Below are 24,785 nucleotides of genomic sequence, written 5' to 3'. Positions count from 1 at the left end.
GCGCTGTTCTGTAACTTCAGCCGCAACGCTAGAACCTGACGCTAGTGTCAGGTGCAATTCTTTCGGGTGAGACCCCCGCGAGGCGATGGACAGAGGCGGCGGTCGGCTCGGCAAAGGATCGCCCGCCACTCAGGTGAGAAGGTCCGTCAGAACCGCCGATCTGTGACGGTCTGCAACTGACGGACCGGTCAGTGGAGTTGTGCGGACGGCCGGAAGGAACGGAGCGCCGCGAGCCGAAATTGCGACTCGAGTTGGTGGTGTTGACTCGTTGGTTGGTGATGTTGGCGGTGTGGGGCGGAGCCGGGGTTGCGTCGCCGGGCCGGGGTTCCGAAGCTGGCGCAAGGACGCCGACTCTTCGGCCCGCGCCGGGTGGTGCGCCGTGGCCCCCACGGTGGAGATGATCGGGAAGGTCACGCGGAGTCGTTACCACGGGCTGGTGGCCGATTCTCTGGACCTGGTGGAGGAGGACACCCGCTGTCGGCAGAGCCAGGAGCCGGCCGGTGGCCACGGGCTGCGGCAGCCCGGCAGGCACCTGCAGTAACCGCGGCACATCGACGCCCCCTGCCGCAGCCGCTTCGGCAGCAGCGGCGGGGCCGTCCGCCACCACCAGCGTCCGGTCCGCGTCGTGCCCCGCGCCGACAGCTGGTCGTGCCATGCGCTCGGGCAGCAGGTCGGGGACGATCGTCATTCGCGCAGAAGTGCGCCGCCGTTGATCGACCAGACCTGGCCGTTGATCCACTCCGCGTCGTCGGAGAGCAGGAACGCCACCACTCCGGCCAGGTCGCCGGGCCGGCCGAACCGGGGGCTGGGGATGGTCATCCGCGCGAATTCCAGTGCCTGAGGGGTCAGGGCCATCTTCTCCGCGGACTCGGTCATCACCACCCCGGGCGACACGCAGTTGCACCGGATGCCCTGCTTGCCCCAGCGGGAGGCGACGTGGCGGGTGAGCGCGTTGATCCCGGCCTTGCTGGTCTGGTAGGCCGCGCGCTGGTGGTCGCCCACGTGCGCGGACAGCGAGGAGGTGTTGACGATCGCTCCACCGCCCTGTGCGAGCAGCAGGGGAAGGGCCGCGCGGCAGGTGAGCGCGAAGCCGATCAGGTTCACCTCGAGGGTGCGCCGCCATACGGCCGGGTCCATGTCCAGCAGGTCGCCGTCCCGGCCCAGCACGTCCGCCGAGGCGTCGGCGGCGACGTTGTAGAGCCCGTCGACTCCGCCGAGCTGGTCGACGGTGGTGTCGAACAGGGCGCGTACCGACCGCTCGTCGGCGAGGTCGAACTCGACGGCGAGGGCGGCTCCGCCGACGTCGCTGATGCGCTTGGCGGTGGCCTGCGCCGCGTCCACGTCGATGTCGCCGATCACGACCGTGGCGCCCTCGGCGACGAGGCGCTCGGCAGTGCCCGCGCCTATCCCGTTACCGCCTCCGGCGATGACGATGCGCTGTCCGGTGAGTCCCCTCATGGCATGGCTCCTGTTCCTGACTGATGCGGAGTGACCGGGTTCTTGGGTGGGGCGGCGTGCTGGCACGCACGACCGGCGGCTCCTTGCACGGTTCGCGTCGGCCGGACAGCGCCACCACCTCCATGAAGCACGCTAACCGACACTCGTAGGAAAACCAACATGCGTCGGTTAGGTATCGTGTCAGCCATGACCACGACCCGACAGCACCCACCTGCCGCCGACCGGCGCGTACGTCGCACTCACGCGGCCCTGCAGGGCGCGCTGATCAAGCTCGTCGAGGAGCAGGAGCTGGGGCAGATCAGCGTCGCGGACGTGGCCGAACAGGCCGGTGTGAACCGCACGACCTTCTACGACCACTACCGGGACGTGCACGAACTGGCCGAGGCCGCCTGTACCTCGACGATCGACACCCTGATTGAGTCACTCCCCGCCCCCGACCCCTCACCGGCGGACCCGGACGCGGAACCCGCCCGGTCACTCGTCGCGTTCTTCGAGAACCTCGCCGGGCACTCCGGCCTCTACCGCAGCCTCCTGGGGCCGCAGGGCAGCGCCCGCGTCATCGACCACATCCGCAGCCGCATCTCCGCCAGCGTCCATGTCACCGTGCGCCTGAACGCCGGCGCCGCGCCGGACAGTGTCTCGTCGGCCGACATCCCTCACGACGTACCCGCCGCGTTCATCGCCGGCGCACTCCTCGGCGTGGCCACCGACTGGCTCCAACGCGACAGCCCCACTACACCGACCGAGATGGCCGAACTGACCTGGCCACTTCTTGTCGCCCACTACCCCGCCGACACACAGCACGCCAGAACATGAGGTGATCCTCCGGCTCACGAGTCTCGGGGCTCGGCCTGCCCGGTCAAGCGCCCCACCGTGCGCGCGTGGTCGGCGCGTACGCTGGCCGCTCAGTCGATGATCATGGCCTGGGCGCTCCCGCGGTCCGACAACCGAGTGGCCGGTGGCCCGGGTTCGCGGGTGAGGGCAGCCGACCGGATGGCAGGGGAAGGAGACGGTGTCGGATGGGCGGAGATGCTCTGCGCTGGAGCCAGTACCGCAGCATGCCGTGGAAGAACGGCGGCGGTGTGACCCGCGAGGTCGCGTCGGGCTCCGTACAGACGCCCCTGGCCTCGGTGGAGATCACGGACGGCTTCGACTGGCGGGTGAGTGTCGCGGACGTGGACGCGGGAGGCTCCTTCTCCGCCTTTCCCGGGATCGACCGCGTGATCACCCCCGTCGAGGGCGACGGCTTGGTGCTGACGGTGGACGGGACAGCGCATCCGGTCGGGCCGCTGAGCCCCTTCGCCTTCTCCGGCGACGCGGCGACGGACTGTCGGCTGGACGGGTGCGGTCCGCAATATGAATGTGATGACCCGCAGGAGCCGTGCGACGGCACAGGTGCAGATCATCACAGTCGGTGCTGAACGAGGGGCCGAGTTGGCCTGCGCTGCGGGCGAGACCCTGCTCGTCATGGCCGTCACCGAGGGGATCACCATCGACGGACCTGACGGCCGAGAAATCACGCTCGGCCGTCTCGACTGCGTGCGCCACGAAGGCCCGGCGGCGCTGACGCTACGGGGCGACGGCGTGGTGGCCGGGATCACGATCACCACGGTGCGCTGAAAGCGGGAAACCAGCGGCCACCCGGTCGCCTTGGTGGCGGTAGCGGCGATGCGCTGACCCTGTGCGACCCGCGGTGACTGTGTCATCTGCATGGTCGCCGCGATGTCACCGGTGCCGCGGAGCCGGATCCGATCTGGGCGTTGACGAAGTGCAGAGCAAGGGGCAGTGCCTCGTTCTTGTCCATGTGAACGCCGAGCCGCCGCTCGATGATGCCCAGAGCGGCCTGAGGTCACGGTGAGGTCCGTCGCTGAACCGGCCTGCCGCACACCACCTTGTGGGTGGGCAGGCCGGTTCAGGCGGTACTGGCGGCGATGCCGCCACGTACGGGGTGGCTGTGGTGCGGGTGGCTCGGGTCCGTCGCCACCGCGATGATCTCGTCGAGGCGGGCGCGCACTGCCGTCAGGTCGCCGATCTGGCGGTCGATGCGGGCCCGTTCGGTGATGAGGCTGTCGGTGAAACCGATGGGCGAGGGGCCCTCGTTCATGCACCGTGGCAGGACCTCGCGGACGAGCCTGCTCGCCAGGCCGGCGGCGTACAGCTGCTGGATCATCCTGACCCGGGCGACCGCGCCCTCCGGGTACTGCCGCTGCCCGCCGCCGGTACGGGTGGCGCCGAGCAGCCCCTGCTCCTCGTAGTACCGCAGTGCCCGGACGCTGACCCCCGCCTGTTCGGCGACCTCTCCGATCCGCATCGCTCCTCCTTGCCGGTCCAATGTCATATCAGAGGTGCCTCTGACGTCAGTGTGAGGTTTCAGCGTAGCCGATGTCGTCATCACGGGCCTTTCGTCTGGCCCCGGCCGGCCACAGCGTGCCGGATCACGGTGAATCAGGTGCACACATGGCGACCTGGCGGTGCCGGGAGGCGGGGGGTCAGTGGCGGGGCAGGAGGGTGCGCAGGCGGGCGGTGTGCTCGTCGATGGCCTGGGGGCCGTTGCTGGTGAGCAGGCGGACGCCTTCCTCCCAGATGACCTTGATGGCGGTCGGGTTGGTGGTCGTCCGTACCTGGTAGCCGGCGTTCCTGAGGGCTTCGTCGATGAAGTAGCCCATGCGTACCTTCTTGCCGTGGATCTTGAGGTAGCCGTTGCTGAGGACGAAGAGTTCGGCGGATTTGGCGACCGTGGTCACGCTGACGCCGTTGAAGGCGTGCTGGGTGTCGGTGACGACGGTGCCGTCGGGGCTCACCCGGTACTTGGCCGAGGCCATGGCGACGGGGGCGTGGCAGATCAGCGAGATCAGCACCTGGTTCTCGCGCAGGGTGTGCAGGAGTTCGCCGAGCCAGGGGTTGTCGACGAAGTCGACCATGGGGGCGTGGCCGCCGGGCATGTGGACGAAGTCGAACGTGCCCAGGTCGAAGGCGTCCTCGGGGTCTCGGTGTCTGTGCACGAGCTGCTCGACGGACGGGAAGGTGTGCTCTGGCAGGTCCTGCATCGACTTGATCAGGTCGTCACGCAGCACCACGACTTCCTTGTCACTGCCCGGCAGCGCCTCGGAGACGGGCAGGCGGCCCAGGTAGCGGCGGGCGAGGGCGAGTTCGCTGTCCCGGCGGGCGACGAGTTCCGGCCGCTTGGCACGGAAGGTGTCGACATCGAAGCGGAACGCCTGTGCCGCGGTGGCCGAGACCGTCGCGGAACTGAACTTGGCCGCAGCGTGCATCGACAGGGCCAGGCCGTTGATCTCGAGCTGCGGGACGAGCCCGCCGGGGGTGGCGAAGGTGAAGTCGTACTCGTTGTCGAACTCCTTGAGGATCTGCGCCAGCTCGACCAGGTAGAACCCGGTCGAGACGCCGGGGTGGTCCGCCGGTTCGGTGAGCGGCAGGCGAGCGGCTGAAGGGACGACGATCAGCGCCTTGGGCTTGGACGAGTGGGTGGGGGCGGGGGTGTCCATGGCATGCCTCTTTCGGTGTACGAGCAAGGAAGAAACGGACGGGGCGCTTCCCGGTTACGACGTGTCGCGCCCCGTGGCGCGTGATGGTGGTGGTCAGGCGGTGGCTGCGGCCGGTGCGTAGACGGTGGCTGGGTCGAGGGCCAGGTTCGCCTTGGCCTGCGCGGACATCGGGTCGGCGATGACCTCGGCCTGCTTCGCCTCGACCCCGTCGAGCGCGGCCCTGACGACGTCGGCCGGATCGTTCTTCTCGAACGGCAGTCCCTTGGCCAGGTCGGTGTCGGTGGGTCCCAGATACAGGCCGGTGACCAGGGTGTTCTGTGCGGAGAGTTCGAGGCGGACGCTGTTGGTCAGGCTCCATGCGGCGGCCTTGGCCGCGTGGTAGGCGCCCCAGTGCTCGGACGGGACCCAGGACGCGACCGACAGGACGTTGACGATGGCCCCGCCGCCACCCGCCTTCAGGATCGGGGCGAAGGCCCGGATCATGCGCAACGGGCCGTAGTAGGCGGTGTCCATCTCCAGTTCGATCTGCTCCAGGTCGCCGTTGACCAGGCCGTTGATGGTGTTGATGCCGGCGTTGTTGACCAGCAGCGTCACGTCCGAGGCGACTTCCGCCACGGCGGCGACGGAGGCCGGGTCGGTGATGTCGAGCCGGAGCACCTCCGCTCCGGGCAGATCGACGCTCTCGGGGTTGCGCGCGGTGGCGTACACCTTGGACGCTCCCCGCTCCAGCAGCTGGGTGGCGAAGTGGCGGCCGAGGCCGCGGCCCGCACCGGTGACGAGGGCGACAGAGTTGGCGATGTCCATGGGGGAGGTCCTTCACGTAGGAGTGCGGCGTCGGGAGCACTGTGGGCGGGTCCGACACCAGCTACGCTAAAACCTCTCGCTAACGTCAGGTGCAAGTCCTTTCGGGGTGGGACCTCCGCGAGGAGGCGTCGTGGCTCGCCGGCGAGCTACCTGGCGGTGACGTACGGGTTATGGCACAGACCATGCAAGAGGGGATCAGATGGCGGTTCGGTCGGAGTCGACGAGTGCCGCCGGATCGACGCGCTGAATCTCGGTGCTCCGCTCTGCCGCCATGACCTGGGCCCCCAGAGCTCGGGCAGCTGCCGCCCGCTGTGCATCCTGCTGACTGCCGTCCGCGAAAGGCCGGGTTCCGGTTCCGGTGAGATCGGTGCCTTCCAGGACCTGCGGTAGCCGCGTGCGTCGGTCCAGCACGGCGTGGGCGGTCGCGGTGAGACGGGACGCGGCCGAGCGCCCGTCGGGGAGCCAGGCCAGCACCAGCTGGGTGGGCGGGTATCCGTAGACGGGCACTGCTCGTACGGATCCGCCGAGGCGGTCCCGGACGCTTTCGCCGACGACGACCACGAGCCGGCCGAGTGCGACGCGGTCGACCATGGTGTCCAGCGCCTCGTGGGGCAGTTCCGCCTCGTAGCCCGGCAGTGCTTCCACCTCGGCGAGGGTCAAAAACGGGCGGTCGGCCAGAGGGTGGCCCGCCGGGAGCAGGACGACCGGCTCCTCAAGGCCGAGCTCCATCACCTCGAGACCAGAGCCGGGGGTGGCGACCGACTGGCACATCAGGGCGACGTCCGCGGTGCCGTCCCGAAGAGCGCCGATCTCGTCGTAGGTGAAAACCACCTCGGTGAGCACGCCGTCCGGGCCCTGTGCGCCGGCAGCGAGGAGGTCGGGCAGGATACCCGGGCCCGCGGCGGGGCGTACCGCGACGGTGACCCGTTGCGGTACGGCGGCCTTGCGCGCCTTGCGTACGGCGGTGTCCAGCGCCGCCAGGATCGTGCGGCACTCGGCCAGGAAGACCTCGCCCGCGGCTGTCAGCGTCACCTGCCGTGTGGTGCGTTTCAGCAGGGGGACTCCCACGCGCCTCTCCAGTTGGGCGATGGCGCGGGACAGGGGCGGCTGGGTGATGCCGAGGCGTTCCGCGGCCTGGCCGAAGTGCAGGGTCTCGGCCACGGTCACGAAGTAGGCGAGCTCCCGGGTCTCCAACTGATTCATGCTTCCAAGGTATTACCTGTTGCCCAGACAGTCATTGCTCCGCCGCTGACGCCCTGGTCAGCTTGGTCGTGCGCCTCCCAGGCCCCGGCCGGTCGAGGTGCTGGTGCCGTGCCGACCCCGCACGCATCACACATCACGAGAGGCAGAGCTGTGAAAGCCGTTCAGTACCAGAGTTTCGGCGGTCCCGAGGTCCTTGAAGTCGTCGACGTTCCGGATCCGAAGATGTTCGCCGATCTCGTGCTGGTGAGAATCGAGGCAGCCGCGCTCAACCCGGCGGACCTGGCCTTCCAGGCCGGATACGCGGATCCTCTCGTGGACTCCCTCTTCCCGGTGACACCCGGATGGGACCTGGCCGGGGTCATCGAGCAGGCCGGACCCGCGACGACGGGATTCAGGCCGGGCGACGAGGTGATCGGCTTCGTCCGGGACAAGGCCATGCACTACGGCACCTACGCGGAGAAGATCTCGGCCGAACCGCGCCAACTGGTGCGCAAGCCGAGGAACCTGAGCTGGGCCCAGGCCGCCGGACTGCCGGTCGCCGGGCTGACCGCCTACCAGGCGATCGTGCACAGCCTTGAGGTGACCGCGGGCGACACCGTGCTGGTGCACGGGGCGGCGGGCGGTGTCGGACACCTCGCCGTCCAGATCGCCGTCGCGCGGGGCGCACGGGTGATCGGGACAGGCTCCGAGGCCAGCCAGGCGTTCATCGAGTCCCTGGGAGCGACGCCCGTGCGCTACGGCGACGAACTCGTCGAGCAGGTACGGAAGATCGCCCCGGACGGGGTCGACGCGGTGCTCGACACCGCGGGGCGAGGCTCCCTGACCACGACGCACGCGATCGCCGCACTCGGTGCGCGGGTCGCCTCCATCACGCGGTCCACCACCGAGTACGCGGGGACCATCGACGTCTACCTCCACCTCGACGGCGACGACCTGACCCGGCTGGTGGAGCTCGCCGAGGAGGGCAAGCTCACGGTGCACGTCGAGCGGGCATTCCCGCTCGGAGAAGCGGCGCAGGCCCAGCAGTTGCTGGCCGGCGGCCACGTCCGAGGCAAGATCGTCCTGGAAAACCGCAGGGAGGCATGAGGACCATGCAGGACAGTCCCGTCATCACCGCGGTCACCGACATCGCCTCACCCCCGGCGGAGGTGTGGAAGGTGCTGACCGACTTCGCCGGATACGCCAAGTGGCACCCCGCGCTGCGTTTCATCGATGCTCCCACCGAAATACTCCCCGGAACCCAGCTACGGGCCCAGGTGACGCTGGGGACCGAGAGCGACGAGGAGTACAGATTCACGGTCGCCCACTACGAGGCACCTCGGCGGCTCGTCTGGGAGGGCGGCATTCCCGACGTCCTCATGGGGCGGCACTCCTTCGTCCTCAAGCCCCGTGACGGCGGAACACGCTTCACGGAATCCGAGGAGTTCACCGGCACGGCCGCCGTGGAAACCGTGGAGCCCGCCCGGTCCCAGATGGAAGAGAGCTACGCGAGGTACGGCAGGGCCCTGAAAGAACGACTCCTTTCCGGGCACTGACCACCCGCGCAACCCACACACCGGAGACGTCCGCGCCCGAAGACCGCAACTCCCCACGGTCTTCGGGCGCGGGTACACCCGAAGACGCAGACCCAGCACCACAAGGTAAAGCAACGAACGGCAGGTTCGGCATCATCGGCGTCGCGGTGCACGCATGGCCGTCAAGGCGGGGATCGACGTGCCGCTCAGCAACCCGCACGGTCTCCAGACCCTCGAACCCTCACCGACCGCCTCGCCTCGGGCGCACGCTCGCTCCGGCTCAGGGCGCGCGGGCACCTCGGTGAACGTCTGCGCATCAGTCAGCTCGGCCGTGGGTGTCGGCGCCCTTCTCCTGGCGGCCGGCGTGGGTGGCGGGTGCACCCTGGTGCAGAGCAGGGGTGGCCGCCCAGCTGGCGAGGAGCTTGAGCCGGTCTTCGTGGGGGGTGCCCGGCTCGGCGGTGTAGATGGTCAGGGAGTGCGCTTCGCGGGCGGACACGGGCAGGTCCAGCGGCTGGTAGGTGAGTTCGAGGAGGCCGGCGCCGGGGTGGTGGAAGCGTTTGACGCCGCCGTGGTGGATGCGCACGTTGTGAGCGGCCCATTGGGCGCGGAATTCGGTGCTGACCGTGGACAGTTCACCGACGAGCGCGCGCAGGGACTTGTCGCCTGGGTAGCGGCCGGCTTCCGCGCGCAGCAGCGCGACGGTGATGTCGGCGGCGCCGTCCCAGTCGTGGACGAAGTCGTGGGAGGCGTCGTCGAGGAAGTAGTACCGGGCGAAGTTGGGGCGACTGCGTTCGTCGGTGGTACTGCTGTCGAACATCGGCGCGAACAGGGCGCGGGCGAGTGCGTTGGTGGCCACGATGTCCAGGCGGCCGTTGGTGACGAACGCCGCGGACAGGGTCATCGAGTCCAGAAGCCACTGGACGCGGGGCGGGACGTCGACGGGCTTGCGGCGGCGCCGGGTGGCGGGGCTGGGCTGGGCGGCTTTGGCCAGGTCGAAGAGGTAGGTGCGTTCGTCCTCGTCGAGTTGCAGGGTGCGGGCCACCGCTTCGAGGACATCGTCGGACACGCCGCTGATGTGGCCTTTCTCCAGCCGCGTGTACCACTCGGTGCTCACCCCGGCGAGGACGGCGACCTCCTCGCGGCGCAGCCCGGGTACCCGGCGCCGGCCGCTGGTGGGCAGGCCGACCTGCTCGGGGGTGAGCTGGGCGCGGCGGCGGGCGAGAAAGTCACGGATGTCGGCGCGGTTGTCCAGGCGGCGTTCCATGCTCTCAACGCTACGGTCCACAACCGTGGGGAGGGGGGTCGAGCTTGTACCCCCGACAAACGCAGCCTCCCGCGCTCGCGGTGGAGGCTGTTTCGTGGGACGCGAACCACGTTCTCGATCCCTGCGGAGATGATGTATGACCATGCGAGGAGGTACCCAGCCACGCCCCTGCCGGTGTACGCGTCGACGACGGCGAGCGTCCACCCACCCGGCTTCTGCTCGTCGTCTACGTGCTGGCTCGCGGCACTTTCTTGATGGGCACGACCGAGTTCGTGGTGGCGGGTCTGCTGCCGCAGATCGCGGGCGATGTGCAGGTCGGCGTCGCCCGGGCCGGGCTGCTGATCACCGTCTTCGCGGTCGGGATGATCGTCGGCGCGCCGCTGATGGCGGCAGGCGTCCGCACATGACGAGGACCGTGGCCCCCGCGGTGACCACGGTCCTGCTGCTGGCGCTCTGCCTGCTGTCCGGCCACGCCGCGCCCACGGTTGCGCTCATCGCCCTGCTGGGGCTGTTCGGGCTGGGCGCGAACCCGGTGCTCATCTTCCTGGGGGTGAGTTTCGCGGGTCAGGCGCCCCCGCTGGGGTCCGCGCTGACCGTGTCGGCGTTCCACCTCGGCACCGCCCTCGGCTCCTGGATCGCCGGTCTCGCCCTTGAGTCCCCTTTGAGGGCCACGGGCCCCGCGGCTGTCGGCACCGGCATCGCCGCGCTGACCCTGATCCCCGCGATCACCATCGCCCTCATCCAGCGTCGCCGTCCTACGGCGCGCATCCAGGCCGCTACGGCGTGACGCCCGCCCGGGGCCGGTTACGCCCTTTCAGCAGGGGCAGGCGCGAAATGCGCATACCGAAGCGAGTGCGGAAATCCCGTACCTCCCTGAAATCCACCGGCGCCACAGGCGCCGACGCACAGAAAAAGGAGACCCACCCATGCGTGGAGTAGTCATGCACACAGCCGGTGACGTCCGGGTCGAGGAGCGTGAGGATCCGAAGATCATCGAACCCACTGACGCGATAGTGAAGCTGACCGCGACCTGTATCTGCGGCTCCGACCTGTGGCCGTATCGCGGCATCGAGCCCGCCGACCACACGCTCATGGGCCATGAGTACGTGGGCGTGGTGGAGGAAGTCGGCTCGGATGTGACGACCGTCCACCCCGGGGACTTCGTGGTCGGATCGTTCGTCATCTCGGACAACACCTGCGAGATCTGCCGGGCCGGGTTCCAGTCCAAGTGCGTGCACGCCGAGTTCGTCCACGGGGGGATCGGCACCCAGGCCGAGAAGGCCCGCATCCCGCACGCCGACGGCACGCTGATCGCCACCCCGGGACAGCCCGATCCCGAGCTGATCCCCGCGCTGTTGGCCGCCTCCGACGTGCTCGGCACCGGCTGGTACGCCGCCGTCGCCGCCGAGGCCGGACCAGGCAAGACCGTCGCGGTCGTCGGCGACGGCGCGGTCGGCCTCATGGCTGTCCTCGCCGCTGAACAACTGGGCGCGGAACGCATCATCGCCATGTCCCGGCACCCCGAGCGGCAGAAGCTGGCCCGCTACTACGGGGCCACCGACATCGTCGAAGAACGCGGCGAGGAGGGCATCGCGAGGATCAAGGAGCTCACAGGCGGGCTCGGCGCGCACTCGGTCGTCGAGGCGGTCGGTACCCAGGAGTCGTTCATGCAGGCCGTCGGTGCCACCCGCGGCGGCGGGCACCTGGGGTATGTGGGTGTGAACTACGACGTGTCCATCCCCGGGATCGAGCTGTTCTTTGCCGGGATCCACACCCTCGGTGGCCCGGCCCCGGTGCGCCGGTTCCTGCCCGACCTGATCCAGCTCATCTGGGACCGCAAGATCGACCCCGGCAAGGTCTTCGACCTCACCCTGCCCCTCGACCAGGCCCCGGAGGGCTACAAGGCCATGGACGAGCGGCGCGCCACCAAGGTCCTGCTCACCCTCTGACACACCAGCTCACGCCCGCCTCGCGGCCGAAGCGCGGGCCGTGGGCCGGTCCTCGGCGGCGTCGATCACGCCGATCGGTCACCGGTGGTCCACTCGCGTGAACACCGATGCCGTCCTCTCGTCGCGCCGTGGCGCAACGAGAGGACGGCAGGACCTTCGAGCTTCTGGCGCTTTCGCGAGTATCAGGGCGACGCCGAAGTCGTTCGAGCCCAAGGTGCGGGCGATGGCCAGGCCCACCAGGGGCCGACACCGACGATGGAAATACTGGTCACGGAGTCACCTGTATGTTCCTGAATTGGGATAGCGCCCTCCGGTTCGCTGTGGCAAGCGCAGCACGGAAAATGGATAGGTCAATCCGATTGCTAGACTGGCTGGTATGACCCCTGGCGCTCAGCACCCCGACGGTCCCGCCGTTCAGCCTCTGCGCAGTGACGCCGAGCGAAACCGGGAGCGGATCATCGCCGCCGCGCGCACGGTGTTCGCGCGGGACGGCCTGAGTGCCTCCATGGCTTCCGTGGCCCGCGAGGCGGGCGTGGGGATCGCCACCATGTTCCGCCGCTTCCCCACGAAGGAGGAACTGGTCGACGCCGTCTTCTCCGACCGCATGGGCGCCTACGCCGACGTGGTCACCGGTGCCCTGGAGGACCCCGACCCGTGGAACGGTTTCGTCGGCTACATCGAATCCGCCTGCGCGATGCAGGCCGCCGACAACGGCTTCGCCGATGTCCTGACCATGACCTTCCCTACCGCCAAGGTGTTGGAGCAACGCCGTAACGAGGCGTACGAAGCCATGCTGCGCCTCATCGACCGCGCCAAGGCCACCGGCCGCCTGCGCGAGGACTTCGACCCCTCGGACCTGGTACTGATCCACATGGCCAACGCCGGCGTCGTCAACGCCACCGGCGACGCCGCCCCGGACGCCTGGCGGCGCGTCGTCGCCCTGTTCATCCAGTCTCTTGAGGCCCCGGCCCGCGGCCCGCTGCCCGGCTCGCCCGGGCACGACGCGCTCTACAGGGCCATGCTCCGCGTCGGCCAGGGCACCACCAGACCGGTGCCGGGCAAGGGCGGCTGACTTCAGGACCGGAGCACCCGTGCCGGGGCGCGGCACGAGGGCGGCATGTCGGGGGAGGGGGCGCAAGAAGGCAGGGCTGGGGTGCTCGTGGCGCAGGTCAAGGGCTTGGTGCTGGAAGGTTCCGGATCGGTGTCGGGTGGGACCATTCGCCGTACCAGGTCTGCCCGGGTGACTTGCCGACGGGCGACGGGGACGTCGCAGTCGTGGCGTGGATGGTCCACCGCGTCGATGTTCACGAAGGTGAGCAGAGCGTGGCCGAGCATGTCGTGATCGCCGTCTGCTCCGCCTTCGTGCAAGAGCGCTGGCACATGGCGGTGGCGGGAGCCCGCAGTTGTGGAGATGTACCCGCGCTCGCGAGGCAGTTGGCGTGCCGACGCGACACCCAGGTCGGTGACGGTCGCGACGCACTCGATGAATGCACATGCGAACGCCGTGAGTCGTTCTCTCGCCGGTGCCCCTATGCCGAGGGGAGGCGGACCCGACCTGCACGCGTCCTGAAACTCGGCCTCGGCGAAGAGAGCCAGGAGAAGACTGCTCCGGTCGGTGAACCGGCGGATCAGACCCGAACCCCGGCGCTCCCCTGTGGGGATCGTCAGTCGGAGATCGGGGTGAGGATCTGGTGGAGTGTGCGGTGGGTGATCTTCCAGCGCCCGTCGTCGAGGCGGTAGTGGTCGGCCTGTTCGAAGATGTGTCCGCCGGTTGCCACAGTGTAGGGGGCGGGTCCGGATTCGGTGGGTGGGCGGCCGCCGTACCCGAGCAGGGTGACGGTTCCCTGAGCGGTGGTGTCGCCGATGGTGTGGAAGTGCGTGGCCCCCATTATGTGGCGGGCGGTCAGCTCCTCGGGCCCTGGACGGGCGTTGAGCAGGTCCAGGATCTCGCCATGGCCACGTATCTTCTGTCCGAGCCGCTCGTAGAGGGCGTCGGGGGCGAAGAATTCAAGCACCGCGTCGTACTCGCGGCGGTCGTAGTGGTGGTAAAAAGCAGTGTTGAGCCGGGCCAGCGCCCAGGCGGTCGCGTCCTCGTCGGTCATGCCGTCGTTCCGTTCGGGGTGATGCTGTCCGGGCTGGTGCGGGTCTTGAGGACGAAGTCGAACTCCATCGAACGGTAGGGGCCCTGGAAGCCTGCGGCTGCTGTGTCCTTGGGGTCCTCGTGCAGGACGGTGTCGGCCTGCAGTGCGGGAGGGGCCAGGGTTCCGCCGACGAAGTCGACGGGGATGACCGGGTCTCCCTTGAAATAGACCTCACCCCGCCAGGGAGTGATCAGGTCGGGGTGGTGGACCTCGTAGTGGATGTGGGCCGGACGGTAGAGGCTGCGCCCGAGGGCTGCGACGGCTTGGACGACCCCGTCGACCTTCCTGATGTGGGAGTCGGCGTAGGCGACCGGGGTGACGGTGGTGAAGGTGTAGCGGCCGTCGGCGTCCGTGAACAGGTGGCCGCGCAGGTTGTACGTGGGCACTCCGTCGTCGTACAGCGCGGAGTAGTCGCCGTTGTTGGCCGCGTGGTAGATGTCCACTTTGGCGCCCTCGATCGGCCGACGGTTGCCGTCCAGAACGCGGCCGGACACGACCAGCGGAGTGCCGGGTTCGTCCGGTCGCATCGGCAGGATGCCGGGGTTGTCGATGCGCGGGGAGCCTGCGATGTACGTGGGGCTGTTGACCTCTTCGGAGGGGGTGTATCCGTCCCGGCCGCCCTGGAAGACTTCGCTGAACAGCGGCATGGCGACCAGTGCCAGCGGGGCGCCCGTGGCTGCCTGGGCCTTCTGCAGCAGGTCGGTGACCGCATTGAGGTCGTCGAAGGTCAGTCCCTCCTCGTCCCGCATGCGGGCCAGAGCGTCCTTGAACGCCTTGACGAGACGGACTGCGCGGGGGTTGATCAGTGTCGGGTCGACGTAGGACGGATCGGTGGTCGTGGTCATGCCGGGCTACTCCTCTAAATGCAGTGGGGGGATTGGCTGATGGCAGGCATCAGCAGGCCGCGGGTGTGAGGGATGAACTGCTCGCTGGACTCAGCGGTCCCCATGACGCCCGAGGCCGCGAACATCGCGGTCGGCAGTGTCCATCGCAGCCGAGCCCTTGTCCTTGATCGCGCCGCGGCCCGGAACACCGCGGCGCGATCAAGGATGGACGAAGGACGGATTACGAAAGCCGGTCCGGTGTCAGAGGCTGAAGACGAGCTCGGCCTGGTCGCGCTTGGTGGTGTGCAGGTCCCAGTAGACGGGGGAGATCTCCTCGGGCTGGGCCGTCGGGAAACCGGGGACGGCCGGCGTGCCGATCGACACGTCGATGCCGACGTGGGCGGCCTGGACTCCGGTGCCGTCCAGCTCCTTGTGGAGGTTGATCACCCAGTTGCGCAGCGCGGCGGCGGCGGCGTTGACGTTGCCGACCTGCGGCACGGGGTCGATGGAGCCGGCGCCGGTCGTGTAGAGCAGGCTGCCCGCGCCGGCCTCGCGCATCGCGGGCAGCACCGCCTTGGTGGCGGCGATCGCCCCGTACAGCTGGAACTCGATCTCGTGCTGCACATGAGTCGGTTCGGTCTCGGCCGGGGTGGTCAGAGCAGTGGATCCGAAGGTGCCCACCGGGGAGTACTCCAGGACGTCGATGCGGCCGAACTGTGCGGCGGCGTCCTTGAGTGCCTGGGTGAGCGCGTCACGGTCGAGCACGTCCGCGGGAAACGCGGCGGCGGTGATGTCCTCGCCGGTCAGGGTGCCGACGAGACTGTCGAGCTTCTCGCGGTTGCGGGAGATCAGAGCGACGTCGAAGCCCTGGGAGCCGAAGGTGCGGGCGATGGCCAGACCCAGCTGGGGGCCGGCTCCGATGATGGCGATGCTGGTCACGGCAAAGTCCCTTTCAGGAAGAGATTGGCACCGGAAGACAGAGATCTGGATAGGTTTATCCGATTCCTGATTCGGATAGCTCTTTCCGGTTCACTGTCGCCACGGTATCACGGAACTGGATAGGGCGATCCGATTGCCCGTCGCGTGATGTGAGCCCTGGCGCCCGGGGGACGGGAGAAGCTGATCGGCGTGCTCAAGGCGACGCGGCGTGCGGTCACTCGGGCGGCTCCCTCACCGGACTCCTGCGCGGGCTCGCACCAAACATCCAGCGGGCCTGACGTGCTCAATCGAGCCCGGGTGCACGGTTCGCGGCCGTAGCGTCCAGGGTGGCGGTCGGTGCGGGCCCGCAGTGCTGTGACGTCACAAGCCCCGACCGGTCACGCGTCCAGGTCGGACGCGGCCGTCGAGGCGAGTGCATCGCCTGGCTCCAGCAGCTTCGATAGAGACGCGACCAGGCGCTTGACCGCGTCGCGGTCGAGGTGGTCCTCGCGGCCGAAGGTGAACAGCACCTTCGGGACCGCCCTGCCCTTCGCCGGATCCCACTCGTTGTGGGCCAGATGCAGGTACCGGACCGTGCCTGCCGGACTTGTTCTCCCGCTTCGTCGTCTTCACGTACAGGGCTCCAGACCCTACGAGCTCGTCCCAGGCCAGCGCAGGCGAATCCAGAACATCGCGTCTCTAGGCACTTTCCGATCGTGGAGCAGCCTTCAGCCCCGTGGCCTGCACCTTCGGCCTCAACGAGCCTCTAGAACCCTCGAATTACGTCGAACCCAGGCCTCGGGGGTAGGCGGTTTGCCGCGGAGCCGAGGTCGGAGAGACCACTGAGGTCAGACATCGGACTCTGTTCCTGAAGGCGGCGCGGACGGGGGAACATGTCCCGGACTGGCATGGTGTACCTGCACAGAGCTATTGGGACCCTGCGCGCCGTACGCATGGCCTCCCCCGCTGGCGGTCACGTTCTGCACCCAGGACAGCTGAGTCTCGGGCAGCTGTGCCCGAACTCGTTGCGTCAAAGACCGAAGGTCGGCGGCCGCGTCGGGGTGCCGACTCAGAAACTCTTCCAACTCGCCTTGCCACAGCGGGATCAGGCGCTGCCGGGCACTGTCCCGGTCCTCGCACTGTTCCACCCTGGCAGCATTGCCGTCCGCCTGGGCTAGAAGTGCTACTTGCTGCGCCTGCCCATCGCGGTGGAAGAGGCCGAGCACTCCGTCACGGGTGGCCTGCCACGCATCAGTAGCCATCGCCGCCACCAGGGTTGTCGCGCCCGCCATTGCCAGCCCAACCAATGCCGCTTCCACCATCTGACTTCTCCCCCGGAACGAAAGGCTGCGGCCCCAGAGCGACTGGGCCATGGCCACCCATCATGTCGCCAGCCCGCTACACAGCGCAGTCAAATGAACACACTGAGCCTGAGAAGCTTTTGTCTTTCCGGGTTTCGCTGGTCGGGCATAGAAGTGGGGGCCTGTGAGAGTGGCGGCGTGTCGTGTCGTTACTCCTAGTACTCCAGCAGTACTTCGTGGCTTGACCTGGGGAAACGTCGAGCGGTGGGAGTGTAGCGGGCGGGAAGTCGTCACGGACGGCTTCTGCCCGCACGCCCCTCGAAGGAGTGCCCCCGATGGCAAGGTCGCCCCGGGCCTGGGAAGCCTCGGGTCGTGATCACCGAACAGGCAGCCGAGACCTGGGACCGCGACCTGGACCACCTCTTCACCACCATCGGGCGCCACTTCGGCCGTGTCGAACCACGCCGCCGCATGCGGGACTACGTGCGCGCACTGCTCGCCCCGGTGGCCCGAAAAAACAGCTGGCAACTTGCCGAACACGCCGGCCACGCCACCCCGGACGGACTGCAGCACCTGCTCTCCCGAGCCCGCTGGAACCCCGACGACATCCGCGACGACCTGCAGACCTACGTCGCCGAACACCTCGGCCGCCCCGACGGTGTACTGATCATCGACGACACCGGGTTCCTGAAGAAGGGCACTACATCCGCCGGAGTCCAAAGGCAGTACTCCGGCACCGCCGGCCGCACCGAGAACTGCCAGATCGGCGTCTTCGCCGCCTACACCAGCACAGCCGGCCGCGCCCTGGTGGACCGCGAGCTCTACCTGCCCAAGTCCTGGACGGACGACCGTGACCGCTGCCGCGCCGCCAAGGTCCCCGACGAGCGGGAGTTCGCCACCAAGAACACCCTCGCGGCGACGATCGTCCGCAGGGCGCTGGCCTCGCCGCTGCCGGTCGCCTGGGTCACGGCGGACGCCGCCTACGGACAGGACAACCGCTTCCGCCGGATGCTGGAAACATCCGGCGTCGGCTACGTCCTCGCCGTCCCCAAGTCCCAGTTCTCCCTGGCCGGCCCACGCATCGACAAGGCCTTCGAGCAGGCCCCCGACCAGGCATGGGAACGCCGTTCCTGCGGCGCGGGCGCGAAGGGACAGCGCGAATACGACTGGGCAGCCGTCCAGTTGCGCCCAGTGTCCGAGTACGACCACCAGGACGGCGTGTTGATCCGTCGACGGTGGGCGCTGGCACGGCGCAGCTTGAGCCGGCCGGACGAGATCGCCTACTACCTCGGCTACGCACCGCTGGATGTCGGCGTGGACGAACTGGTGCGCGTTGCCGGCGCCCGGTGGGCGATCGAAGAGTGTTTCCAGGCAGCGAAGAACGAGTGCGGCCTGGACGAGTACGAAGTCCGCCGCTACGTCGGCTGGTACCGGCACATCACCCTGGCCATGCTCGCCCACACCTTCCTCGTTGCGATGAGCGCGCGAGCAGCCGAAAAAGGGGATCCACCGGTGAGGATGCCGTGGTCATCGAGCTCACCGTGGCAGAAGTGCGGCGACTCCTGGCAGCTCACACACCCCGAGACCTTCACACCCTCACTCACGTGCTGAGCTGGTCGCACTGGCGCCGACGACGCCAAGCGGTGGCCCGCCGCTGCCACTACCGACGTCGGGGGCACTCCTTCGAGGGGCGTGCGGGCAGAAGCCGTCCGTGACGACTTCCCGCCCGCTACACTCCCACCGCTCGACGTTTCCCCAGGTCAAGCCACGAAGTACTGCTGGAGTACTAGGAAGGTTGCGGATGCCGTCGGCCGTCGAGCTGCTGGAAGAGCACGAGCTCGCCGTCGAGTCGATTAAGTATCCGCAGTAGTGACCATCACACCCAGGAGCAGGCTGAGGGCGTCGACCACGACGCGCCGCCTGCGCCCGTTGATCTGCTTCGCGTTATCCCGGTGCCGGGATAACGCGAATTATCCGGGGCGAGTGGCTATGCCGACCCGGCTACGAGCTCGCAGCTCAGGGCGATATCCAGGCTGCCCCGGTCGGGATAATCGCGTCGCGACAGACCGCGGTCACAGGCTGGAGGACCGAGGTAACGGTAGGTCTGCGGGCTTCGCCTCAACGAGAAATCCATGGTCACAGACGGTGAAACGGGCTTCCCGCCACGCCTGCCAAGGTTACCGGGGAAAGCTTCGGAGGACCGCCAAGACCTCGGATTATGCCTGGCCGGCTGTCACCGAGTTCTCGTCGACCAGAGGTTATGCCCACAGATCGGCATAACCACCCGCCCCGGATAATTGCCGCCGTTGAACCCACGGCTGTCCGCGCCAACAACAACGTCCGCCTTGATCGTCCCTGCGGTCCTTCAGAAAACCTCGTTGATGTCGGCCGGGACGGGCACCTGCAAGGTCAACCCGGGGTGCCTGCTCGGCGTTTGAGCTCTGCCCTCAGCCCGGCTGCCTCGACCACCCGCCCCTGGGCGTTCAGAATGTCGGCGAGCGTGTGGGCAGCGACGAACAGCAGCCCGGTGTTGTCCTGGGCGGACTGCTCCCGGCACCGGGACTGAAGCATGTCTATGGCTTCTGTGACCGCCGCGTACGCCCGATCAAGGTCTACGTTGGCTTCGGCATGCTGTCGCGCGAACATCCAGAGAGCTCGGGCCAGATCGATCCGCGCCGACGGGCTGCCGTCCTGCGCCTCCCCTCGCGCGCTCTCCACCATGGAACTCATAGCCGCGAGAACAGCGTTCTGGGCGGACAGGGATCCGAAGACCGCGGCACCCACCGGGGTTTCCCCCAGCACGTCGGCCAAAACAGTGCGGGCGGCCCATCGTTCCTTGCTCCGCGTGACTTCAGCACCGATCGCGTCCGCCTCCGCGGGGCTATCCGTCAGATGGACAACTCTGCGGAGGGCGTGCAGGGTCTGCGCCAGGTTCGGCTCGTGGCGGATGGGATACAGCGCCGCGAGACGGCGGCTGAGGGCCGTCGCTTCTTCGAGCGCCTCACGGGCCTCGGCCAGGTGTCCGGCGGTGGTGAGAGTGACCCCGAGGTTGTGTAGACAGTCGGCGAGAGTGCTGTTCAGGACGGTGGGGGTGGAGTCGGCCGCTCTACGGGCGATATCGACGGATTCCCTGCACGCTGACAGCGCTTCTTCACTGAGCCCACTCCTATCCAGCGAGGTCACGTACATACTGAGAGAAGAAGCCAGCTCGTCCTGAAAAGCCGCCGGGTTGGCCTCGTACAGCTCTCGGTATAGCTCGACAGCCTTACCGAGCGTGGCCAGTGCCTCTTCGTGGCGGTTCGCTTTGTGGAGTAGTGCGCCGAAGCGGTTCAGCGAGATCGCATAACCGCCCTTGAAGGCACCTGGGTCACGGGACACCAGGCTCTCGTGGCGGCGTACGGCCTCAAGGCCCGCGTCGAGGGCGGCCTCGAGGTCCCCCGCGTCCTGCAACCGCGAGGCCAGGGTGTCCACCGCACGTGCCAGCTCGGGTGCGCAGTCGTGGAAGTGGAGGGCCATGGCCCGGCGCAGCGCGACTGCCTCGCGGATGGCGGCCAAGGACTGGTCATGCCGCCCCAGGCCCCCCAGGGCGCTGCAGAGATTCTCCAGTGCGGTCGCCAACCCATAGGTGTGGCCGGGCGTGACGTGACCGCGCATCAGGCCGCGCCATGTCGCCACGGACTGCTTGCCCTCTTCCATAGCCTCCGCGTATCTGCCTTCGACCCTTAGGAGGATGCCCGTGACGTCCCGGCACCGGGCCAGCCAGGCCACGGCTCTGTCGGGGTCCACATCCGACAGCGACAGGAACGTGTCCGTGGCCCTGTCCACCGCCGCCCGCGCCTGCTCAAGGCGACCTGCGTTGAAGTGGCGGAAGCCGAGCGTGTAGTACCACTCGCCGCGGGCTTCGAGGTCGGTCATCTCGGCCGGGCGGTATTCGGTGAGCCGGTCCGTGATGTCGGAGATGCCGACATCGAGATCGACATCCCTGCGTCCCGCCGGCAACAGAGCCTCAATGGCCTCGAGTACGGCCTCGTCGACCTCCTCGATCGCGGCGAGCGCGCTCAGCACAGGGCCGCCCGCGTCGATCGCCAGCCGGGGATCCTGTCGCAGCAGGGAGTAGAGAAGGGCCGGACCCACGTGACCCCAGCGTTGGGCTGCCGCTGCGAGAACCGTCATCGCCCGGGCGGTGTACGGAGGGCTGGTCCCGTCGCCCCGACGGGTGAGGAGACGGCTGGCGAGGTTGGGGGCCCATGGCCGCTCCGGGTAGGCGACATCGTGTCCGGGCAGTGATAAAGCCACGAAGTCCTCGGCCAGACGGTCCGGATACAGCGGTTCGAGCGCGGCGCCCGGGCTGCCCGGCGGGTAGCACCGCAGGTGGTCCTGGAGCATGCGGTCGGGGTCTCGGAGGGGGAACAGCCGGGTGAAGAGCTTATGGCCGTCGTCGTACGGGACCGCTCCGGTGAGGATCGCGATCAGTACTGTCCGGGCCATGTCGCTGGGCGCCGTGGTGAAGTCGAGGCCTTTGTTTTCGAACAGATGGTTCCAGTGCCGCTCTTCGCGGTCCAACAAGTAGGCCGACAGCCCTGCCAGGTTCCGTACCGACGGCGGCGTCTCCCGGCGCGCCCGCGCGTCCACCGCGACCAGCGCCGCCATGTGAATGGCCAGTATGAGGCCGAACTCGGGTTCCCGCAGCACGGATGGGGGCGGGATGGCCGACGGATCGAGGATGGTGTACTTCGCCGCGTAGCGCTCGACGAAGGAGTCGCGGGCGACGACGAACATGCGCTCACGCTCGTCCAGGGGACCGTTCGACCCGAGGGGGCGCAGCCGCTGCTCGGACGTGTGAGCCCCGCTGTGATGAACGTTCGCACGCACGGCACTCCACGCCTGGAGCGAGCGGGCGATCATGAGGACGCGTGTCGATACCACATGGTCGAAGAGCTTGTTGCTCAGCAACCAGGCCAGGTGGGAGGGAGGCCACCGGTCGGCATAGTCGATCAGGACGAGCTGCCCGACCGCTCCTCCCAGGCGCATGTCCTGGCTGCCCGGAGAGGGCTCCACCGCTCCCGGGCCGTGAACGGCACGGATGACCTTCCACCCGGCCGCCGCGCTCGCTGCGGCGAACTCCGCAGCCAGGCGTGTCTTGCCCTGACCGCCAGGACCGTACAGCCAGCGGACCGACAGCCCGTGATCGGGTTGCTCACGCCAGGCTGTCAGTTCCCGGTGTTCCTGGTCGCGCCCGGTGAAATCGACGATCTGGAAGCGAGCGTCCAGCAGGCGGCTGGGCTGCTCCAGCAGCCACTCGCCGCTTTGGGAGACAGATGATTCTCCCGCAAGTAACAAATAGACCGGGCCTCGGCCGTGGAACACGTGAAGGTCAGCGTCGACCGTCCCGTAGGCATAGCCGTTCTCGACCGTGATGACCTGGCGTGCTTGACTTCGCCCATGTGACTCCTCTGGGAAGGTCACGTGCGGACCGGGTCGTCCGGTGTGTGTGCCTCTTCCGGTGCCGCGGACGACTGCCGCGAGGGATGCATTCGGTCGATTCTGCTATTTCCGCCCTGGGACGCGTACAGAACTCCCCCTCCCCTACGTTCTCCTGTATGTACATGGACCGGTCCCCGACATCGGGTCCGGCTCATGGAGTCCGTCCCCCTCCGGGTGGTCGGGGCGTCCCTACGGCTCGGGTTCGCGAGGCGGAAACGTCCACGGACCGTAGATGGACAGCGCCAGCCCGCCGGCCGCCGGGAACAGGCCTCCCACGCCGACAAGTTCGTCGCCCATGTCTAGTCCGACTGCTACGAGATACACAGTGAGCGCCATGACGGCGGCCACCGCGATCACCACGCCTTCGGACGTGTCGACCCGACATACCGCCATTATTTATCTTCACAGCGAGATTTTCCGGACAACAGATAAACAAGCGCCTCCGTAGAGCATGTGTAGCCCCACTCTGCGATCACGAGCCGGTTCAGCGGGATCCCCGCCAACCCAAAGCTCGGTGACAGGCCGCCGACCACTGGAGCAAGAAGCACACCACCCGGCGGCGACCGTCCTGGCCTACCGTGACACGGCCCATGCGACCGACCTGGTGGCCTGCCGCAGCACGGCTTCTTCCCGGTGGCAGTCGGAGACGGCTGAGGCGGACAGCGGCTCACCCTTCGCGGCCCGGACTCTGCGCTGGTCGGGTTCGGTCATGGTGCAGGGAGTTGGGCGAGGGCCTGCGGTTCGAGGGCCCGTTCGAGGAGTTCGCGCAGGGCGGGGCTGACCCGGTGCATGCACGAGGTGTCTGGGTCCGGCATCAACGTGGGCCTTTACTGGCGATCCGGGCCCATGTCCTGGAACAGCTCGGCGGGCGTCACACCCAGGGCTTTGGCCAGTGCGGGAATGCGGTCGACGGAGATGCTGTGGACGGAGGCCTCGACCTCCGCGTAGAAGGACCGGTCCATCCCCGCTGCGGCCGCAGTCGCGGTCTGGGTCATTCCCGCACGCGTACGCAGAGCCCGAAGACGTCGCCCGAAGGCCAGCCGCTGGGCCGGGACGCCCGCATCGGAATCGTTGTTCACCACAGACGGAACGGTAGTACAGTCCCATGTTTGTAGGAGATCTCCTACAAACATGGGTGGGGGCCAGGAGGGGTGGGTGCAGGACAGCGGGCTGCCGCGGCGACTGCCCACGGTGCCGGTTCCCGAGCCGGGTGAGTCATTCGCCTCCTGGCTGACGAGAGCGGCGGCGGACTGGGAGCTCTCGCCGGGTCAGGCCGCGCAGGCCATCGGGCTGGAGTGCCGGCCGGGCTCGGTGGTGTGGCCCCGGTTCTTCGGTGTCACGCTGACGCGGCGCAGTCTGCTGGGGGCCGTGTCGGCCACCGGGCTGGACCCGGCGAGCCTGCACGCGATGCAGTTGGCCCGCTACTGCGGGACGGCGCTCGACTTCGATGGGCTGGACCTGGCGGCAGAGACCTCGCTCACGCCCCTTGCGAACCGGGAGTGGGCTCTGTTCACCGGCAGCCGCGCCTGCCCGAAGTGCCTGGCCGAGCGGCCGGTGTGGCAGCTGTGGTGGCGCCTGGGGATAGCGGCGGTCTGCCCGGTCCACCGGGTGCTGCTGGTGGACGTGTGCCGCCGGTGCGGGCGGCGGGTGGGCCGTGGATACGTCGGTCACCCCCGGGGCCTGATCACCCGTCTCCCGGTGGCCGAACTGACCCGGTGCCACAACCGGCGCCCGGCGGGACGGCGGCGCAAGGCCGGGCTGTGCGACCAAAGGCTTCAGACGCTGCCTGCGCTGCCGGTGCCCGCCGCACTCGCGGACCTGCAGCAGCGGGTCCTGGCCGTTGTCGCCGTACGTGTGAACGCGGCTCTGGCAAGATTTTCGTAGGTGGAGATCATCTCGAGGTGAGGGTCAGCCGGTCCGCATCATGGCGGCGAAGGTGGGCGATCAGTACGACGCGGTGGCGGAGGAGTGGGACGCCGGCGCGTCCAGCCATGAGGCGTTTCTGGAGTTTCACGTCGGTGATACGGCCTTCGTTGACGCCGGAGTTGTAGCGGGTTGTGATTCCGTTGATGACCGCGGGCTGGTCTTCGTGCAGGGCTTTCGCCATGCCGGCGAGTGGCGCCAGCCCGCTGCCGGTGAGCTGGTCGAGCCAGTCCGCCAACGGGGTGGCGTCGCGGGTATCGAGCATGGCGGCGAACTGACGGACCAGGTGGTGGGCGCGCTGGAGTTCGGGGCAGTGCTCAAGGAGCCGATGCAGGCGCTGTGTGGTGTGCGGAGTGTGCCGTTCGGGAGCGGTGATGATCCAGCGTGTGGCCTCACGCGGGGAGGGTGGCCGTTCGCGCGGCGCGTCCAGGGGCAGGCCGAGGCGCAGGGGTGCGACGGCCATCTTGACCCGCTGGTAGTGGCCCAAGTATCCCTTGGT

General features: G+C 68.5%; 23 protein-coding genes and 2 pseudogenes. 10 read left to right on the top strand and 15 right to left on the bottom strand.

Translation table 11 applies throughout. The features are described from left to right. Nucleotides 1-684 precede the first annotated feature (684 nt). A complete protein-coding gene (locus OG858_RS07145) occupies nt 685-1,458 on the bottom strand; it encodes an SDR family NAD(P)-dependent oxidoreductase (protein ID WP_327723514.1) in 774 nt (257 codons plus the stop codon). A 186-nt stretch (nt 1,459-1,644) separates the two neighbouring features. On the opposite strand from OG858_RS07145, the gene OG858_RS07140 reads away from it, so the two are divergent. Together OG858_RS07140 and OG858_RS07135 are read left to right on the top strand one after the other, a co-directional pair. Continuing rightward, nucleotides 1,645-2,274: a TetR/AcrR family transcriptional regulator gene (locus OG858_RS07140; protein ID WP_327723513.1), complete on the top strand. Its 630-nt coding sequence runs from the start codon at nt 1,645-1,647 to the stop codon at nt 2,272-2,274. A gap of 203 nt (nt 2,275-2,477) precedes the next feature. Beyond that, nucleotides 2,478-3,078 (top strand): annotated as a pseudogene (locus OG858_RS07135) (HutD family protein). Between the two features lie 292 nt (nt 3,079-3,370). Here OG858_RS07135 and OG858_RS07125 read toward each other — a convergent pair. The 4 genes from OG858_RS07125 to OG858_RS07110 all read right to left on the bottom strand — a co-directional run bounded on the left by OG858_RS07125 (nt 3,371) and on the right by OG858_RS07110 (nt 6,968). Beyond that, nucleotides 3,371-3,769 carry a MerR family transcriptional regulator gene (locus OG858_RS07125; protein ID WP_327723510.1) on the bottom strand — a complete coding sequence of 133 codons (399 nt, stop codon included), beginning with the start codon at nt 3,767-3,769 and terminating at the stop codon, nt 3,371-3,373. 178 nt (nt 3,770-3,947) lie between these two features. Further along, nucleotides 3,948-4,961 carry a DJ-1/PfpI family protein gene (locus OG858_RS07120; protein ID WP_327723509.1) on the bottom strand — a complete coding sequence of 338 codons (1,014 nt, stop codon included), beginning with the start codon at nt 4,959-4,961 and terminating at the stop codon, nt 3,948-3,950. A 93-nt stretch (nt 4,962-5,054) separates the two neighbouring features. Then, on the bottom strand, nt 5,055-5,765 hold the full coding sequence (locus OG858_RS07115; RefSeq protein WP_327723508.1) for an SDR family oxidoreductase: 711 nt from the start codon (nt 5,763-5,765) through the stop codon (nt 5,055-5,057). A 195-nt stretch (nt 5,766-5,960) separates the two neighbouring features. After that, on the bottom strand, nt 5,961-6,968 hold the full coding sequence (locus tag OG858_RS07110) for a LysR family transcriptional regulator (RefSeq protein ID WP_327723507.1): 1,008 nt from the start codon (nt 6,966-6,968) through the stop codon (nt 5,961-5,963). Between the two features lie 150 nt (nt 6,969-7,118). On the opposite strand from OG858_RS07110, the gene OG858_RS07105 reads away from it, so the two are divergent. Together OG858_RS07105 and OG858_RS07100 are read left to right on the top strand one after the other, a co-directional pair. Further along, nucleotides 7,119-8,054, top strand: coding sequence for an NADP-dependent oxidoreductase (locus OG858_RS07105; protein ID WP_327723506.1), 936 nt, complete (start codon nt 7,119-7,121; stop codon nt 8,052-8,054). A 5-nt stretch (nt 8,055-8,059) separates the two neighbouring features. Further along, nucleotides 8,060-8,503 carry an SRPBCC domain-containing protein gene (locus tag OG858_RS07100; RefSeq protein ID WP_327723505.1) on the top strand — a complete coding sequence of 148 codons (444 nt, stop codon included), beginning with the start codon at nt 8,060-8,062 and terminating at the stop codon, nt 8,501-8,503. Between the two features lie 295 nt (nt 8,504-8,798). Here the strand turns inward: OG858_RS07100 and OG858_RS07095 are convergent, their stop codons facing one another. Further along, complete coding sequence (locus tag OG858_RS07095; RefSeq protein WP_327723504.1) at nt 8,799-9,746, bottom strand: helix-turn-helix domain-containing protein; 948 nt, start codon at nt 9,744-9,746, stop codon at nt 8,799-8,801. Between the two features lie 254 nt (nt 9,747-10,000). On the opposite strand from OG858_RS07095, the gene OG858_RS07090 reads away from it, so the two are divergent. From OG858_RS07090 to OG858_RS07075, 4 genes are all read left to right on the top strand, one after another. Beyond that, the gene (locus OG858_RS07090; protein WP_327723503.1) at nt 10,001-10,153 is read left to right on the top strand and encodes a hypothetical protein; all 153 of its coding nucleotides are present in this window, start codon (nt 10,001-10,003) and stop codon (nt 10,151-10,153) included. Further along, a complete protein-coding gene (locus tag OG858_RS07085) occupies nt 10,150-10,533 on the top strand; it encodes a hypothetical protein (RefSeq protein ID WP_327723502.1) in 384 nt (127 codons plus the stop codon). The genes OG858_RS07090 and OG858_RS07085 overlap by 4 nt, the downstream gene beginning before the upstream one ends. 139 nt (nt 10,534-10,672) lie before the next feature. Further along, entirely contained in the window at nt 10,673-11,695 is a 1,023-nt protein-coding gene (locus OG858_RS07080) for a zinc-dependent alcohol dehydrogenase family protein (RefSeq protein WP_328545035.1), read from the top strand. Nucleotides 11,696-12,071: 376 nt separating this feature from the next. After that, nucleotides 12,072-12,767: a TetR/AcrR family transcriptional regulator gene (locus tag OG858_RS07075; RefSeq protein WP_327723500.1), complete on the top strand. Its 696-nt coding sequence runs from the start codon at nt 12,072-12,074 to the stop codon at nt 12,765-12,767. A gap of 592 nt (nt 12,768-13,359) precedes the next feature. On the opposite strand, the gene OG858_RS07070 is transcribed toward OG858_RS07075, so the two are convergent. The 5 genes and pseudogenes from OG858_RS07070 to OG858_RS07050 all read right to left on the bottom strand — a co-directional run bounded on the left by OG858_RS07070 (nt 13,360) and on the right by OG858_RS07050 (nt 16,951). Further along, on the bottom strand, nt 13,360-13,797 hold the full coding sequence (locus tag OG858_RS07070) for a nuclear transport factor 2 family protein (RefSeq protein WP_327723499.1): 438 nt from the start codon (nt 13,795-13,797) through the stop codon (nt 13,360-13,362). Then, entirely contained in the window at nt 13,794-14,681 is an 888-nt protein-coding gene (locus OG858_RS07065) for a dioxygenase family protein (protein WP_327723498.1), read from the bottom strand. Before OG858_RS07065 ends, OG858_RS07070 begins: the two co-directional genes overlap by 4 nt. A 240-nt stretch (nt 14,682-14,921) precedes the next feature. Beyond that, nucleotides 14,922-15,599 carry an SDR family NAD(P)-dependent oxidoreductase gene (locus OG858_RS07060; RefSeq protein ID WP_327723497.1) on the bottom strand — a complete coding sequence of 226 codons (678 nt, stop codon included), beginning with the start codon at nt 15,597-15,599 and terminating at the stop codon, nt 14,922-14,924. Nucleotides 15,600-15,985: 386 nt separating this feature from the next. Next, nucleotides 15,986-16,217 (bottom strand): annotated as a pseudogene (locus OG858_RS48500) (IS1634 family transposase); the annotation flags it as partial. 209 nt (nt 16,218-16,426) lie between these two features. After that, the gene (locus OG858_RS07050; RefSeq protein ID WP_327723495.1) at nt 16,427-16,951 is read right to left on the bottom strand and encodes a hypothetical protein; all 525 of its coding nucleotides are present in this window, start codon (nt 16,949-16,951) and stop codon (nt 16,427-16,429) included. A 300-nt stretch (nt 16,952-17,251) separates the two neighbouring features. On the opposite strand from OG858_RS07050, the gene OG858_RS07045 reads away from it, so the two are divergent. Continuing rightward, on the top strand, nt 17,252-18,490 hold the full coding sequence (locus OG858_RS07045; RefSeq protein ID WP_456243134.1) for an IS701 family transposase: 1,239 nt from the start codon (nt 17,252-17,254) through the stop codon (nt 18,488-18,490). A 798-nt stretch (nt 18,491-19,288) separates the two neighbouring features. Here OG858_RS07045 and OG858_RS07040 read toward each other — a convergent pair. From OG858_RS07040 to OG858_RS07030, 3 genes are all read right to left on the bottom strand, one after another. Next, nucleotides 19,289-22,345 carry a tetratricopeptide repeat protein gene (locus OG858_RS07040; RefSeq protein ID WP_327723494.1) on the bottom strand — a complete coding sequence of 1,019 codons (3,057 nt, stop codon included), beginning with the start codon at nt 22,343-22,345 and terminating at the stop codon, nt 19,289-19,291. 591 nt (nt 22,346-22,936) lie between these two features. Next, nucleotides 22,937-23,074 carry a hypothetical protein gene (locus tag OG858_RS07035; RefSeq protein ID WP_327723492.1) on the bottom strand — a complete coding sequence of 46 codons (138 nt, stop codon included), beginning with the start codon at nt 23,072-23,074 and terminating at the stop codon, nt 22,937-22,939. Between the two features lie 116 nt (nt 23,075-23,190). Next, nucleotides 23,191-23,445, bottom strand: a complete 255-nt coding sequence (locus tag OG858_RS07030) for a helix-turn-helix domain-containing protein (protein WP_327723491.1) — start codon at nt 23,443-23,445, stop codon at nt 23,191-23,193. Nucleotides 23,446-23,494: 49 nt separating this feature from the next. Between OG858_RS07030 and OG858_RS07025 the strand changes: the two genes are divergently transcribed. Further along, nucleotides 23,495-24,247, top strand: coding sequence for a TniQ family protein (locus OG858_RS07025; protein ID WP_327723490.1), 753 nt, complete (start codon nt 23,495-23,497; stop codon nt 24,245-24,247). A gap of 7 nt (nt 24,248-24,254) precedes the next feature. Here OG858_RS07025 and OG858_RS07020 read toward each other — a convergent pair whose 3' ends face one another. Then, nucleotides 24,255-24,773, bottom strand: a complete 519-nt coding sequence (locus tag OG858_RS07020) for a transposase (protein ID WP_327723489.1) — start codon at nt 24,771-24,773, stop codon at nt 24,255-24,257. Nucleotides 24,774-24,785 lie beyond the last annotated feature (12 nt).

Source organism: Streptomyces europaeiscabiei (assembly GCF_036346855.1).
Taxonomy (GTDB): Bacteria; Actinomycetota; Actinomycetes; order Streptomycetales; family Streptomycetaceae; genus Streptomyces; species Streptomyces europaeiscabiei.
This window is presented reverse-complemented; position numbering and strand designations above follow the sequence as displayed.